The organism is Treponema sp. R8-4-B8, assembly GCF_054786175.1.
The window spans coordinates 1-14,691 of record NZ_BDHE01000021.1 but is presented as its reverse complement, the minus strand read 5'-3'; the positions used below and the strand labels follow the sequence as shown (position 1 = coordinate 14,691).

The window sequence follows — 14,691 nt, the reverse complement described above, 5'->3', positions numbered from 1 at the left end:
GCGAAATTCAAAACAGAATGATTTCAATTTTTCATTCCCTAGCCCAAAGCCGCCTGTCAAAAGACGGATGCGAAGAGGCGCGTCACGAAATTCAAAATATTCTTCGCGATGAAAAACTCTGCGAAATGGACCCCTGGGACGCTTTTTATTTTTACGCGAAGTACCGAATCCTTGTGCAAGCGGAAGCCAGTCTTGTAGACATGAGCACCGCCGTCAGCATGGCCTTTAAGCGCCTTCAACGCCGCGCCGGCCGGATAGACGACAACGAAACCCGCCGCCAATACCTGAACGGCTCCCGCTGGAACCGTGAATTAAGCATGGCGGCGAAAGAATTTAAGCTGATTTAGCAATTAGCAATGAGGAATTAACAATTAGCAATGAGAAATGAGCAATGAGGAATGAGCAATGAGCAATGAGCAATGAGCAATGGGGAATGAGCAAATAGCAATGAGCAATGGGGAATTAGCGATTAGCAGTGAGTAATGGGGAATTAGCGATTGGCAATGAGGAATGAGCAATTAAGCAATGAGGAATGAGCAATTAGCCTAAAAATCCTTTTAAAAAGAGAGAATTCTACCTTACTTGACACTTTTTTATAAAAGTGATAAATAAAGGAAAGCCGCTTTTTGGCGGCATTGTTGTCAAGGCGGCATAGCTCAGTTGGTAGAGCAAACGGCTCATATCCGTTCGGTCATAGGTCCGAGTCCTATTGCCGCTAAAATAACATAACCACGGAGGGTAGGATAGCGGCTATTCCGCCTGGTTTGGGACCAGGATGTCGGGGGTTCAAATCCCCCCCTTCCGAAGAAGAATTTATCATTAACCGAATTATAATTTAAAATTGAAAAATTATATAGTAATTAAAAGATCGGGGGATTTGAACTGGAGCGTTCCTGTCAAAATCCCAATTTGAATTTACCACGAACCACACGAACAAGGAACGAACCTAGAAAGCGGGAACAGATACTATTGTGTCCATTGCTTAAAGTATATTGATAATAATTGTTTTATATGAGCCAAACTGCCCATTGAGGCAGGCAAATAAACATTATTTTCTGCCAATATGAGTGGGAATCATAAAAGGAGTTTTTATGAAAAACAAAAAAAACAAATGTGCTAAAATGTGAAGCATTTTAGCAATTATTGTCGTAGCGGCGATAATCTGGACAATTCTGGCAGGATGCGCGTCACTGACAATTGTATCCGTAGATAGCGTAGATGGCCCCAAACAGTAACTGTCAGCTTAATCGGTTTTAAGACCGCAACCTTACAAACAGAAGTATTGGCGCTTCAATCATTGTTCGGTCACGGTCCGTCCGAAAACCGGCATGTGCGGCAGTATATAGGTTTTGAAAAATCTGAAGTTAAGGTAAGGCAGCCGTAACGCAACGGTATTAATCGTCAGTACAAGACGGTTGACACCGTTATTCTTATCTCCTCCCTTCCCTCCACAACCTAATAAAATCCAATCTGTCAATATATACCGATCCAAGTTTTCTCTTATATAAATTATTTTTTATGCTGTCATCTGTTCCAAAATTACAAAACGCGAAATTATTGTCTTTTAAATAATTTAACATCATGGCCAACTGTACGGATCCTGCGGATGATTCATTGTAAAAACCTGAATAGCTTGTATATATTTTTCCTGTTATTATTCCAATCTCGCCAGCTTTTAATTCTCCGTTTTTGTATACTTCAAAAGATACGGCTTTTGCCTTATAATTTCCTTTGTTTAATTTTAATAAAGTTTTTTTTAACGGCGGAGTTATCCATACATTACCATGCCTTTCTATAATATTATTTAAAACATTTTTAAAATCATAATTTATTCTTAATTCATAATTTTTTAGAATACGGTTAATTGATTTTGATATATGTAAATTATCAAAAAATAAAACAGTCTGAATCTTCCAGATATTTAACAATGGGAAATATCCCAATTTTTTCTTATCTGTGTCGTTCAAATCAAACCATAAAGTTTTTTTATTTAGTATGTCTGAAGTAATGTAGAAACCGGAATACATAAAATCGCCAATAAACTTTTCAGAAAAAGTAAGGCCTATACCTCTTTCTAATTCATCATACTCAGTATTGCCCATTATTTTGTCTATAATTTTATCCGGATTACCATTTTTTGTGATAATAATATCTCCGTTAATAATATAATTAAATGTATCGTTTAATATGGCCATTTTGACTCTATAATAATAATTACTAATTCAGGAGGGTTAAATATTCTAGGAAGTAATGGGGTAATAGAAAGCCCCCTGCTTATAATATGCGTTATTTTTCCATGAGTATAAATTCCGCCGCCATATTTTGGAAAAAACCCCTGATTGGGCGCGTATAATCCATTAATCATATTTGGAATTATTATTTGCCCTCCGTGCGTATGCCCTGATAAAATTAAATCAAATGAATATTTTTTATAGTCTTCAATTTTTTCAGGGCGATGCGCTATTAATATTTTATATAATTGAATATTATCCAACTCTCTAAACGCGCTTTCCATACTGTCTTTTTGATTATAACGCGGCGTTTCATATTTTTTCTTATAAGGATCCTCTATTCCCGCAATAACTATTTCAGTGTTATTTATTTCAATTATAGCATACTCATCTGATAAAATAATTACCCCGTAAGACGCAAGTGTTTCTCTGATTTTCCGTATATTGCGGCTCATATATTCGTGATTGCCGGTAACATAAAAAATAGGCGCAACGCTTGAAATTCCCGCTAATAACAATTTAGTTCCGGTCATCGGAACAATGTCGTCAAAAATGTCGCCGGATAATACTATTAAATCGGGATTAATATCCTTAACTTTATTGATTAGTATGCTTTGATTTTTTCCGTGAATCGTGCTATGCAAATCGGAAATTAAGACAATTTTTATAATATTCTGCTCTTCCAACAGAGTTGTTTCCACTTGATAAGTCTTAGTAGAGATTGTTGTGCATGAAGAAATCAAATAAATAATTACAATCAAAAAAAGAATAAAGTTTATTTTTATGCCCGATTTTTTCATATATTTATTTTAAAATATTTTACATAATATTGTCAATTAGTATTGCACATAACAACAGATTTACCGCCATTTCTTTACGCTGTTTAAATACTCGATAACTCTTAACCCGTCAACCGCTTTTGAAACAGGCGCGTGATGCGGGTCCTTAACGCACGTAACCGCGTCTTTTAACATATTAGCGAAATAGCCTGTCTGCCCTGAAAAAACTTCGCCTGTGTTTTTAAGGGAGCGGAATTTCTCGGCGTAGGGGCTTGGAATGCTCTCCATGACTTCAAAAACGCCGTTTCCGACGCGTAATCTGCCCTTTTCGCAGGAAAATTCAATCTCAAATACTAAATGATCGCGTCCTGCGCCTATTTCCATTAACAGTGGGATAGGCGGCTCTTTTTCACTATTTAGCGAGCCTTCAAGCCACGCGGTTCCGTTTCGGGAAGCAAGTTTCGCGCCCCAACTTCGGCGGTGTTTCAATACTGCGGCTGTAAGGAACATTATCGCGTCCGCAAGATGGGTTCCGTCGTGCCAAAGCGCGTCTACAAGGCGGGTGGTTTTTCCCATGTAAAGAACCGCGCGGACGCATAAAAGCGTTCCCAATTTTCCCTCTCCAATAATTTCTTTGGCGCGGATATAGTCTTGCGAATAACGCCGCTCATGGTTTGTGATGATGATTGGAACGCCATTTTCAGCAAGACGCGCTATTTTCCGCGCATTTCCAATATTGTCCGCAAGAGGTTTTTCGCAGATTACTACAGGAATTTGCGTTTCTGCGGCAAGGCGGCAGTAATGATAATGGCTGTCGGGGTGGGTCGCTATTACTAAAATTTGCGGCTTGTGGATACTTAACATTTGCGCCGCGTCATCAAAGATTGGAACCTGCCATTTTTCGGCGAAAGACGCGCGTCTTTCTTCATTTGTATCGCAGCCTGCGGCGAGGACGCAATCGCCGTTAGCGGAAATAGCCCCCGCATGGGTGCATGGCTTTTCACGTAACGCGTCTTCTTCAAGCAGGGAGGCTATCCGTCCAAGCCCGACAATGGCGGCTTTTATTTTTTCCATAAGATCAATCTTCAGTTTTAATTTTTTTATCGTGCCTTGAATTAAGGACTGAGTACATTACGGGAGTGACAAAAATAGTCATAAACGTGCTTACAACAAGGCCGCCGACAAAGGTTTTACCAATCGGTTGAATGGTATCCGCGCCCGCACCGGGGAAAAACGCGATTGGGGCCATTCCAAGAATCGTTGTAAGGCTTGTCATTAAAATCGGGCGCAAACGCCTTCTTCCGGCTTCTAGGCACGCTTCGCGCACTTTCATGCCGCGGGCGCGCAATGTGTTTGTATAATCAACTAAAACAATTCCGTTATTTACTACAACCCCTACAAGCGCGATAATTCCGACAACGGAAAACATCGTCATCGCCTGTCCGCCTAACTTGTATATCCATATAACCCCTATAAATAACAGCGGTATCGAAAAGAAAATAATTAGCGGATCTACAAAAGATTCAAACTGGCTTGCCATGACTCCAAAAACCAAAAAGATTGCGACTGCCACTATCAGCACGTAACGCGACGTATAGGATTGAATGTCGTTAGCCTCTCCAAGGAAACGCACCGTTACTCCCTCACGCTGAATAAGCCGCTGATTTACAGTTTCAATAAGAAGTTTCTGCATATCGGTAGCGGCGATTCCCGGCCCTAGGCCTCCCGTTATGCGAATAACGCGCTCCTGCTTTTCGCGCCGTATGGAAGAAGGCGCTCTTCCTTCATTTATTCTTGCCACATTGGAAAGCGACACTCTTGTCCCGTTTTTGCTAATTACTGAAATCGCGTCCAGATTGGGCAAACCTTGCCTGTCATCGCTTTTTAAGCGAACTTGTACGTCTATCAGCCGCCGGCCGTTGCTCATTGTGGTCGCGGCATATCCGTCCATCGCGGTGAGAATTTCAGAGGCGATTGCGGAAATAGACAATCCAAAACTTGACGCGCGGTCGCGGTCAATCTCTATCTGCAACTGCGGGGCGCCTTCATCTACATTTACAGTAGGATTTTCAATATCCGGCAGATAATTCATAATAATATGCTGAATATCCTGGGCAGTATCCATTAACATCGCGTAATTTCTTGAGCTGACGGCGATTTCAATCGGAGAGGTGCTTCCAATGCCGCGCCCCGCCCTAAAACTTATCCGCGTTCCGGGAATTGAATTAAGGTAGGGGGTAAGTTTCTTCATAATTTTATCAGGAGTGTCTATTTGCTTAGCCGGAGGGGGAAGCGTGATCTGTATCGACCCTTGGTTATTTCCGCTTCGCGTCGCCGTCAGGACAATGCTATTGTAACCTTTCACCTCACGCTTGACAAGATCCTCAATGTCAAATAACATTTTTTCCGTAACGTCAATGGCTGTTCCGCGGGGCATCATGACGTTTAACGTCACATTGTCGTCGGTACGCATACGGACGTACATATTCATTCCAATACCGTTGAATTGAAAAAGAGAAAAAACAAGAATAAGGACTACAAGGGCGATAATTATAAGCCTGTGTGAAAGGCAGTAATCAAGGGCAAGGCGGTAATTTTTTTCCATAAAAAGCAGGGCGGATTCAATTTTTTCGTCTATTACGCCCAATATTTTGTTTTTTATCGGTTTTTGTATCCTTGTGTCAAGTTTTAAAATGGAACCGGAAAGGCTTGGAACGAGCGTAACCGCTACGACAATTGAGACGGTCAAAGATATTACCACTGTAAAAATAAGATCATTAAACATAAGCCCCATTTCTTTAAGGTCGTTTTTATAGATGATAAGCGGGACAAATACGCATAGGGTAGTGGCTGTAGAGGCTGTAATGGCGCGTAACATTTCGCGGCTTCCTAAAATAGCGGCGACTGATGATTTTGCCCCGCGCTCGCGGTAATTATGGATATTTTCAAGAATAACGATGGAAGCGTCAAGCGTCATGCCCATGCCCATAATAAGGCCGGTCATGGTCATAAGGTTCAATGTAAAGCCGAAAATGGACATTGACATAAGGGTTAGCAGCATGGAAATGGGGATTGACAGCCCTATGATAATAGTCGCTTTTATGTTACGCAAAAATAAAAGAAGTATGAACATTGCAAGAACTCCGCCTTGAATCGCGTTATTATAAACTTGGCTCATCGTGGCGCGAATCATAGTCGTGTTATCTGAAAGAACCGCTAGCGTAATGCCTTGCGGAAGAGAGGCGTTAATCTCGGCAAGCGCGGCCTGAACCCTGTCGGATACTTTTACCTGATTGGCGCCGCTTTCGCTCGTTACCTGAATATAAACTCCGCTCTGTCCGTTTACGCTGACTCTGGACGCGTTGTCATTGTAACCCATAAATACGTCGGCTACGTCTTCAACGCGGATAATCTGATAACGGGCGGTCTGTCCCGTTCCCGAAATAGGCACGGATTTTACCGCCAATCGTTTTATCTGTTCCACGCTGACAAGTTCTTCCTGCGTCATTATCTGATACTCGCGAGTGCCGCGCCTTAAATTGCCGCCTGAAGAAAGCACGTTTTGCCCATTTAACGAGGTTGAGATGTCGTTTAACGTAAGATTAAAGGCAGAAAGCCTGTTAAGCGAAACTTCAACTTTGACAATCTGCGTAGTGCCGCCTGTTACTTCCGCCGCCGCTACGCCTTCGATTCTTTCAATGCTGGACTGGATTTCATCTTCCGCGAAAATACGCAGTTGATCAGGCGGATAATTTCCCCTGACGACTAGGCGCATAATAGGAAGCGTGCTCATGTCAAACCGGCGCACCGTAGGGGTTTGAACTCCGTCGGGAAGCGAATTGACAAGCCTGTTAAGAAGTATTTGCGCGTCATTAGCCGCTTTATCCATGTTTGTTCCGTATGCGAATTCAAGGTTGATAAAACTCGCCTCAAACTGAGAATTGCTTGTCATATTGACAAGCCCCCTTGATGAAGAAAGGGAACGCTCAAGCCGTTCCGTAACATTGCGTTCAATGTCTTCGGGCCCCGCGCCGGGAAAACGGGTATATATGGAAAGAACGGGACTGGCTATGGAAGGGTAAAGATCCAACGCGAGATTCGTGAGTAACGTAAAGGCTATGCCGATTGAAAGTGCGAACAGTATCACGACTGTTACTGGACGTTTTACCGAATATTCGCTGATAGTCATATAACCCCCGTTATTCCGTAATCCTTACAAGATCGCCGTCGGAAAGAAAATTCTGCCCAGCGCTTACTACATTTTCCCCCATGCTCAACCCGCTTAATATTTCAAAATAATCTTCGTTATCAATACCCAATGTTACTTCGCGCCTTCTCGCTATATTGTTTTCGTCTACAGTAAAAACAATCCATGAGCCGTATGTGTTTATGACGGAGGTTCTTTGAATAACGGGAACGTTGACCTTGCGGCTTGTAACAAGGCTGATAGTCGCGAACATACCCGCCTTTATGCGCGAATCGGGAGCTAGAAAACGCAGGCGTATTTTTAACGTGCGGCTCGCCGGGTCAATTACGGGATTTATTTCGACAACTTCGGCGTTAAAAGTTTCGCCGCTTATCGCTTCAAGACTCAGTTGCGCTCGCATTCCCTGCCTTACTGACGATACAAACCTTTCAGGCACATAAGTTTCAACTAACAGTGATGAAAGGTCTCCGACCGTGTAAACAGGAGACTGGGTTGTAAGAGTGTCGCCTATGCTGTAGGGGGCCTGTAAAACGGTTCCCGACACCGTAGAGACAACGGGGCTTCGCGAATAAACTTCTCCCGGCCTTGAAGGGTCTACCATAGCGACAACTTGTCCGCTTGCGACCCTGTCCCCTATGCCAAGCCTTGTCTCTACAAGTTTTCCGCCGACGGTGGGGTAGATAGTAACCTGGTTACGCGCTAAGATTTCGCCGTTTATAATTACGCTTTTTTCGATAGTGCCGGCGGAAATGGGAGTAACACGGACAGTCGTAGCGTTACGTGAAGCCCCACCCCCCGAATTACCGCCGGTAGTACCGCCGCTCACGGAACCGCCTGTTCCCTGAGCGGGAGTTTTAGCTTTAATCGGAACAAGAAATTTAAGCGCGATAAGGACGGCGAAAAGCGCGATAAGCGAAATAATTACGATAGTGACAATTTTAGATTTTTTCACTTGACACTCCATAAGTTTGAATAAGATTTTTCCAGTCGATATTCAAGGCTGCCGAAAGATCAAGGATCATATTGAAATATGAAAGTTCAGTTTGCAATAAACGCTGTCTTGCGTTTGCCATATTGTTGCGCGCGTCCTGCAACGTTAATGATTCAACCGTTCCGTTGTTAAACCCCTGTTCAGTCAGCTGATAACTTCTCTGAGCCGCGGTAAGGCTTTGACGCGCGATTAGTATGCTGTCCCATAAATTGCGTAATAGGGCGCATAATGATCTTATTTGAGTTTTTGCGGAATTTTCAACCGACGTAAGGTCGAGTTTCGCCTTTTCTATCGCGTCAGACGCTTTTGAGACGGACTGATCCTTTGCCGTCCCTGGAATCCACGGATCAATCGGTATGCTAAGACGGGCGGTGGCGGTTAAGGTGTCAGAAAACGGATCAAAGTTTGAACTGCCCCATTCCACAGATAAATTTATTGAGGGGGCTTTGGCTTGTAATAAAGTTTGCTTTCGTACCAATGTCAGCCTTTCAATCTCCTGATACGCCCTTATAATGTCAGGCCTCTTCGGAAGATACTCATTTATCAGCGATTCCGGATCGGCTTCAATCTTAACGATTTTAACTTCACCTAACAGTATTATGTCATCGTCAGACAATCCAAGCAAGGCGAGGAAATCCGACATATTGTTTCTGTGCGCTGTTTTTGCGGCGCTTAAATTGTACCGCGCGTTTTCAAGGGCAAGACTGCTCTGTATCAGGGAAAGCTCCCCGACTAAACCGTTTCTGAAAGACACTTCGCTTCTTGCGTACTGCCTTTGCGCGAGATTAAAAATTTCTTCAAGGAGCAAAAGATTATTTTTTTCCGCGACAAGCGAATAAAATAATTTAGTAATCTGAATTGAAAGTTGATTTTTAGCGTCCTCGTATTTTAAAATATTCCCCTGATGCGCCAATTTAATATTTTTCAATGTATAAGGAATACCCACGTTAAGGCCAAGGCTGACGCCAAGACCGACGCTGTAATTAAAACCGGAACCGGAAGGGATAACGTCGCCTAAAAGATTGTTTCTGTACCCCGCGCTGGCGTTCGCGCTAATCGACGGAAAAATTTCCGACCAAAGATTTTTTTCAGAATAGCCGCTTGCCGCAAGATCAATCTCAGTCTTTTTCAATGATAGGTTGTTTTCCAGCGCGAGATTAATAGCGTCCTCAAGCCCCAACTCGGCAGCCTGCGCGGGTATGTATAAGAGAAAAAATACAAAAAAAAGACAAATTTTGAGCAGAACAGACGACTTCAGCGAAAAACCTCCTCTTTAATATATTCTACTATAAAATAGAAAGTAATAAAAGACGGTAAAGGTTACATTTCAGGCAGGTGTTTCCAGTAGCGTTTTGGCATAAATTGCCGCTGTAAATCGGTGTTTTTACGGTCTTCATTGTTAATTGTTTTGTGGTAGTGCTTCCATAGTTCTTCCCATTCGTCGCTTTTGGCGCTAGGAATGTCTTCGGCTGATACTTCTTCTAAAATATCGATTTTTACCCGCTTTCCCGGCTTGCGGCTCATACGCAAACCCCTCTTTTCATCAATAATCGCCCAAGGCGTGTCTCCAAAACGGGCGGTAAAAAACTCTTCAATACAGGGAAGGATAAAATGATCTGGTTCGCATTTCGCGACATACTCTCCGTCTTCATTCACTGAAAACCGCAAAAGCCCCATCATTCTGTGAACTTCAATTTGAACATTATCCGCCGTTTTTAATACCGTCAACGTGTCGGCGTCAGCGCGGTTATTCGCGGCTTTATCCGCCGCGCGGCGTTTGTCATCCAAACTGATAAAATTTCGCGCGGCGGATAAAATTCCCTTGCCAAAAGAGATTATTTCTTTTTCTATGGGAAACTCGCTAAGCCACGCCATAATAATGCTGTGGAAAGCGTTAGCTGACAATTCAAAGAGGCTTCGCGCCGTTCCAATAAGCTGCGAAATATTAAATTCATTTGAAAAATAAAAAGTGACAAAATCAATGTCTGTTTTTTCGATTCGCTCCGTCTTATCATCCGCGCTAAGATCAAGTGACATTTCTTCGCCAATGGCGCAAGATTCGCCGTTTATATTGGAAAACAGTTGATCAAGGCTTATTCTCATATTAAAACTCAAAAAGCGGCAGTTGAAGCCCGGCGCCGTCAGCGTCGGATAGCAAACGGCGAATACGGGCAGGATCGTCAGGGCGGTCAATATACGCGCCGCCTGCCGATAAAAAATAACGGGCGCGTTTTAACGTCGCCCCCATTCTGTGGAGGTTTTCTATTGTCAAAGCGCGGGAGCGCCTGCTCTCTATTATCCGCCGCGCCGTTTTAGCGCCTATGCCGGGAATACGCAGCAAGGTTTCGTAATCGGCGCTGTTTATTTCTATTGGAAAAAAATCAAGATTTTTTAACGCCCATGCTGTTTTAGGGTCGATATGCGCGTCAAGGAAAGGTTCGTTTTCCGTTAAAATTTCTCCGGCTTTAAAATGGTAGAACCGTAAAAGCCAGTCAGCCTGATACAAACGGTGTTCCCTAACAAGCGGAGGGCTGGAAGTTTCAGGAAGTCGCGGGTCAAAAATATTTTCTTTTTGCGCGTAACTGCCAGGATGAATAAACGCGGAGTAGTACACCCGTTTTAATGAAAATTTATTGTAAAGCGAACTTGTCAAATTGATGATCTGCCTGTCGTCTTCGTTTGTGGCTCCCACGATAAGCTGGGTGCTTTGACCCGCTGGAGCGAATTGAATCGCCGCTGTTTTTCCCTGCGGAAGAAATTTGCTTTTGTGTTTAGTCTCTTCCATTTCGCGGCTTAAATGCGAAAAATCACTCATCGCGCCGATAATCGCTTTTTTGGATTTTTCAGGCGCTAAGCATTGAAGGCTTTTTTCCGTTGGAAGCTCGATGTTGACGCTTAACCTGTCGGCCCATTTTCCAGCCTCGCGGATCATTTTATCTCCCGTTCCGGGAATTAATTTTAAGTGGATATAACCGCCAAAGCCCATTTCCGTCCTGAGAATTTTCGCGGTCTCGGTCAGTTTTTCCATGACGATGTCGGGGTCCGCGAAAATCCCCGACGACAGGAAAAGCCCTTCTATATAGTTGCGCTTGTAAAATTCGCAGGTTAATTCAGCTAACTCCCTGACTGTAAAACTCGCTCTTTTAATATCGGCGGAAGCGCGGTTTACGCAGTACGCGCAGTCGTATTTGCACACGTTGGAAAACAGCACTTTTAACAAACTGACGCAGCGCCCGTCCTGAGTCCAACTGTGGCATACTCCCATAGGCAGGCTTGTGCCGAACTTTTTACCGCCCTTGCCCTTAAAGCCGTCGCTTCCCGAAGTGGCGCAGGACGCGTCGTACTTTGCCGCTCCTGAGAGAACTGAAATTTTTTCGCGTAAATCCTGACCCATACAAAGACTATACAGGTGTTTAGGATTGCTGTCAAGCGGGAAAAGAGATATAATATTATTTTATAATGGAGGTATTAGAGATGGAAAACAAGATCGCTGTAATAGCTATTATTGTCGAGAACATGGAGAGTGTTGAAAAACTTAACGGAATATTGCATGAATACGCGCAGTACCTATTAGGACGAATGGGTATTCCCTATCACAAGAAAAATTTAAACATCATCAGCGTCGCCATTGACGCGCCGCAGGATACAATTAAAGCGATTTCTGAAAAAATTGACAAACTTGACGGAGTAAGCGCGAAAGTAGCGCATTCAAAGTGAAAAAAACATCAGAAACAAGCGTCATATCGGTTATAGGAAACGGGCGCATTGAGACAGAAGCTAATATTCTTGAAATATGGATTGAAATCTATAAAACAAAAGACACGTTAAGCCAATCGCAAAAAGAGGTAAATCAAGTTGTTAGCGACATAATCAAAATCCTAAAAGAAAATAATATAAATGAAAAAGACATCCATACGACTTCTATAAGGTTTGAGCCTAATTACACTTGGGAAAATCACAGTAAAGTGTATACTGGGCAAAAAGTTGAGCAAAATTTAATTTGTATTATTGATAATATTAAGGACAATATTGGCAAAGCCGTTAAAATTCTGGATTCCATAACCGTAAACAGCGACTCAATAACTTTGGATTTAAGCTTTGGAATAAAAGAAGACAGGGAGATGGTTTTAAAATGCAGGGAATTGGCGTATCAGGACGGATTAGTAAAAGCGAAAAGATACGCTGAACTGGCAGGCTTAAAAATCATCAAGGCGGTTAAAATAGCCGAGAACGAGTCTTCATCCTACAGCAGGGAAAACCGCAGGCTTTTTTTTAGGGAGGCGTCGGCTTCTTCGGAATTTTCAACTCAATTGCCGATAGGAAGAATTGAAAAATCAATGGATCTGTATATTGATTTTATCGCCGAATAAATTAAAGAAGATTACTTCCCTTTTAAATCAACCGCGAATATTTCCGTATAAGTCAATTTTCCGCTAATACGCTCCGACCTCATAAGGCTGATCCGGTTCACAGGATAGGCAATTTCCTGTTTGGGGATAACTATCGGCAGTTCATGCTTTATTTCCCTGCCAAGCGTAATGTGCGGGTTAAAAGGCCTGTTGTCAAAATGTACGCCCTTAGAAAACAAATCATTCGTAATACGCCCTCTGATTGTTTTTAGAGTATCAAGATACTTGTCATTAACATCCGTCCCTATCCACCACAGTTCTTTATTACTGTGTTTAAAACAGCCAGTTGTAGTTAAGGTAAGCGTAAAAGGCGCACTAGGCGGCACAAGCGATTTTTCAATCGCGGAAGTTAAAAGCGGTATAGTCTCATCGGGAGTCTCGCCGATAAAGACAAGCGTTAGGTGAATATTTTCAGGCAGTGAAAAATTCCCTTTTACCGACAGACATTTAATTTTTTCCTGTACGGAAAGAATCTGTTTTTTTACTTTTTCATTACAGTTTACCGATATAAAAAGCCTCTGCATAACAAATATCCCCTTAAAGTTTTTTTTCGCGCTGCGGCAGTATTGTTAAATATACCCCCGCGAGAACCAGAGCCGCTCCCGCCCCTTGCAGAAGTGTAAGCCTTTCACCCAGGACGATAAATCCTGAAATTACCGTTACTACCGGAATTAAATTGATAAATACCGATGTTGTAGAGACTCCCAGCACTTCCATAGCGTGGGCGTAGAGCCAGTACCCGATAGCGGAACAGCCCAGCGCGAGAAATATCACATGAAGCATAACCGGCAATGTGGGATTGCCCCAACTTTTGTATTCAAGCATGGCAAAGGGAAGCAAACCGACAAACCCGAAAAAATTTTGCCAGAATACGATGTAGAGCCGGGAGCGTTTCCTGTCGAAGAGCGGCCGTGTAAGAAGGCTGTAGAAAACCCAGCACAACGCGGCGCCACCCATGTAAACATAACCGGATATGCTCCCCGAAATGGAAAAAGAAACTCCCGCGACAAACGCTACTCCCGCAATGGAAATAAACGCCCCCAACCATGACTGCCAGCCAAGACGCGGCGCGTTGTCATGCGGCGCGTTATCATTCAAAGTGTTATTATCAACATTTTTTGTTTTGAATGATAATTTTGCTACGAGCCAATCGGCGATCATTGTAAGCACGGGAATTGCCGCAGTGATAATGGACGCTTCCGAAGCGGTAACCCGCATCACGCCGTTGTTTTCAAAGAAGAAATAAAAAGTAACCCCCGCCAAACCTGAGCCAATTAATAATGGCATATCCGATTTCAGCGTCTTGTTCGCGCCCTGCCACCCCGAGGAAAATCGGTACATTAAAAAAAGCACCACAATGGCGATGGCGAAACGGACGGCTGCCAGCGTCATTGGCGGAAAAACAGGCAGAGACTCTTTAATTGAAATAAATGAAAAACCCCATAATAAAACGCAGGCTATTATGGAAAGAATCGCGGGCTTCCTGTGCAAGATTACCACCTTAAAACTCTTATTCCCGAAAGAGGTTCACACTAAGAGGAGGGAAGTTAGGGCACATAGTAGAAACAACAAAATTGCTCACTGCTCACTGTTAATTGATTTTACCACAAGCGGATATTTTCTGTCCAGAGGCGGGGGAGTGGGGCGGATCGTGGTACTTTAATTCCGTTTTTTTGCTAAGATACATTGATATTTTCTAAAGTGATATTTTTACTTATTATAATGTTTTTTTCCTTCAGGAAAGTTGGAATATGTTTAATTTTTCCTGCTATTTTGTATAACATGTACAGTTCTTTCGTTTCTTTTATTGATTTATTAAATTGTCTTTGCCAATGAGTACTATCATCCATTCCGTGTACAGGAGCCCCATATCTAAAAACAATACAATTTACTTGCTTTATTTCTAACCATTCCGCCGTATTGCATAATTCTTTTGTTAAAGTAGGCAGATCCGAACATTTTACAAAACGAGGCAAGAAAGCAACAAGATAATTAGTTTCATCGGGATGACAGCCATCTAACAAAAAATAAAAATGGACATATTTTATGTTTCTATTATCGCATACCTTCTTAT

The 14,691-nt window shown here is 42.8% G+C and carries 13 protein-coding genes, 2 tRNA genes and 1 pseudogene; 5 read left to right on the top strand and 11 right to left on the bottom strand.

The window, feature by feature from the left end; genetic code table 11:
* From ACYVRA_RS04960 to ACYVRA_RS04950, 3 genes and pseudogenes are all read left to right on the top strand, one after another.
* A pseudogene (locus tag ACYVRA_RS04960) lies at window positions 1-347 on the top strand (hypothetical protein); the annotation flags it as partial.
* Window positions 348-645: 298 nt separating this feature from the next.
* A tRNA-Met gene (locus ACYVRA_RS04955) sits at window positions 646-718 on the top strand.
* A gap of 14 nt (window positions 719-732) precedes the next feature.
* A tRNA-Pro gene (locus ACYVRA_RS04950) sits at window positions 733-805 on the top strand.
* A 625-nt stretch (window positions 806-1,430) separates the two neighbouring features.
* Here the strand turns inward: ACYVRA_RS04950 and ACYVRA_RS04945 are convergent.
* From ACYVRA_RS04945 to ACYVRA_RS04910, 8 genes are all read right to left on the bottom strand, one after another.
* Window positions 1,431-2,195, bottom strand: coding sequence for a hypothetical protein (locus ACYVRA_RS04945; protein WP_461251643.1), 765 nt, complete (start codon window positions 2,193-2,195; stop codon window positions 1,431-1,433).
* Window positions 2,183-3,031 (bottom strand): metallophosphoesterase, encoded by an 849-nt coding sequence (locus tag ACYVRA_RS04940; protein ID WP_461251642.1) that lies wholly within the window; start codon window positions 3,029-3,031, stop codon window positions 2,183-2,185. Before ACYVRA_RS04940 ends, ACYVRA_RS04945 begins: the two co-directional genes overlap by 13 nt.
* A 60-nt stretch (window positions 3,032-3,091) precedes the next feature.
* Window positions 3,092-4,084 (bottom strand): Gfo/Idh/MocA family protein, encoded by a 993-nt coding sequence (locus ACYVRA_RS04935; RefSeq protein WP_461251641.1) that lies wholly within the window; start codon window positions 4,082-4,084, stop codon window positions 3,092-3,094.
* Window positions 4,085-4,088: 4 nt separating this feature from the next.
* A complete protein-coding gene (locus tag ACYVRA_RS04930) occupies window positions 4,089-7,199 on the bottom strand; it encodes an efflux RND transporter permease subunit (protein ID WP_461251640.1) in 3,111 nt (1,036 codons plus the stop codon).
* Window positions 7,200-7,209: 10 nt separating this feature from the next.
* Window positions 7,210-8,169, bottom strand: coding sequence for an efflux RND transporter periplasmic adaptor subunit (locus ACYVRA_RS04925; RefSeq protein ID WP_461251639.1), 960 nt, complete (start codon window positions 8,167-8,169; stop codon window positions 7,210-7,212).
* Complete coding sequence (locus tag ACYVRA_RS04920) at window positions 8,156-9,388, bottom strand: TolC family protein (protein ID WP_461251638.1); 1,233 nt, start codon at window positions 9,386-9,388, stop codon at window positions 8,156-8,158. The genes ACYVRA_RS04925 and ACYVRA_RS04920 overlap by 14 nt, the downstream gene beginning before the upstream one ends.
* Window positions 9,389-9,528: 140 nt before the next feature.
* Window positions 9,529-10,311 (bottom strand): TIGR03915 family putative DNA repair protein, encoded by a 783-nt coding sequence (locus ACYVRA_RS04915; protein ID WP_461251637.1) that lies wholly within the window; start codon window positions 10,309-10,311, stop codon window positions 9,529-9,531.
* Between the two features lies 1 nt (window position 10,312).
* Entirely contained in the window at window positions 10,313-11,602 is a 1,290-nt protein-coding gene (locus ACYVRA_RS04910) for a putative DNA modification/repair radical SAM protein (RefSeq protein ID WP_461251636.1), read from the bottom strand.
* Window positions 11,603-11,682: 80 nt separating this feature from the next.
* Between ACYVRA_RS04910 and ACYVRA_RS04905 the strand changes: the two genes are divergently transcribed.
* Entirely contained in the window at window positions 11,683-11,925 is a 243-nt protein-coding gene (locus ACYVRA_RS04905; RefSeq protein WP_461251635.1) for a TM1266 family iron-only hydrogenase system putative regulator, read from the top strand.
* Window positions 11,922-12,578 carry an SIMPL domain-containing protein gene (locus ACYVRA_RS04900; protein ID WP_461251634.1) on the top strand — a complete coding sequence of 219 codons (657 nt, stop codon included), beginning with the start codon at window positions 11,922-11,924 and terminating at the stop codon, window positions 12,576-12,578. Before ACYVRA_RS04905 ends, ACYVRA_RS04900 begins: the two co-directional genes overlap by 4 nt.
* A gap of 11 nt (window positions 12,579-12,589) precedes the next feature.
* On the opposite strand, the gene thpR is transcribed toward ACYVRA_RS04900, so the two are convergent.
* The 3 genes from thpR to ACYVRA_RS04885 all read right to left on the bottom strand — a co-directional run.
* Window positions 12,590-13,141, bottom strand: coding sequence for an RNA 2',3'-cyclic phosphodiesterase (gene thpR / locus ACYVRA_RS04895; RefSeq protein WP_461251633.1), 552 nt, complete (start codon window positions 13,139-13,141; stop codon window positions 12,590-12,592).
* Window positions 13,142-13,154: 13 nt separating this feature from the next.
* Complete coding sequence (locus ACYVRA_RS04890) at window positions 13,155-14,117, bottom strand: DMT family transporter (protein WP_461251632.1); 963 nt, start codon at window positions 14,115-14,117, stop codon at window positions 13,155-13,157.
* Window positions 14,118-14,293: 176 nt separating this feature from the next.
* Window positions 14,294-14,691: hypothetical protein (locus ACYVRA_RS04885; RefSeq protein WP_461251631.1), on the bottom strand; the 398-nt coding region annotated here is incomplete at its 5' end.

Excerpts from the sequence above, each read along its gene's own strand:
- ACYVRA_RS04910 (WP_461251636.1), bottom strand. The coding sequence starts at position 11,602 with ATGGGTCAGGATTTACGCGAAAAAATTTCAGTTCTCTCAGGAGCGGCA.
- ACYVRA_RS04930 (WP_461251640.1), bottom strand. The coding sequence starts at position 7,199 with ATGACTATCAGCGAATATTCGGTAAAACGTCCAGTAACAGTCGTGATA.
- ACYVRA_RS04940 (WP_461251642.1), bottom strand. The coding sequence starts at position 3,031 with ATGAAAAAATCGGGCATAAAAATAAACTTTATTCTTTTTTTGATTGTA.
- ACYVRA_RS04905 (WP_461251635.1), top strand. The coding sequence starts at position 11,683 with ATGGAAAACAAGATCGCTGTAATAGCTATTATTGTCGAGAACATGGAG.
- ACYVRA_RS04935 (WP_461251641.1), bottom strand. The coding sequence starts at position 4,084 with ATGGAAAAAATAAAAGCCGCCATTGTCGGGCTTGGACGGATAGCCTCC.
- thpR (WP_461251633.1), bottom strand. The coding sequence starts at position 13,141 with ATGCAGAGGCTTTTTATATCGGTAAACTGTAATGAAAAAGTAAAAAAA.
- ACYVRA_RS04915 (WP_461251637.1), bottom strand. The coding sequence starts at position 10,311 with ATGAGAATAAGCCTTGATCAACTGTTTTCCAATATAAACGGCGAATCT.
- ACYVRA_RS04945 (WP_461251643.1), bottom strand. The coding sequence starts at position 2,195 with ATGGCCATATTAAACGATACATTTAATTATATTATTAACGGAGATATT.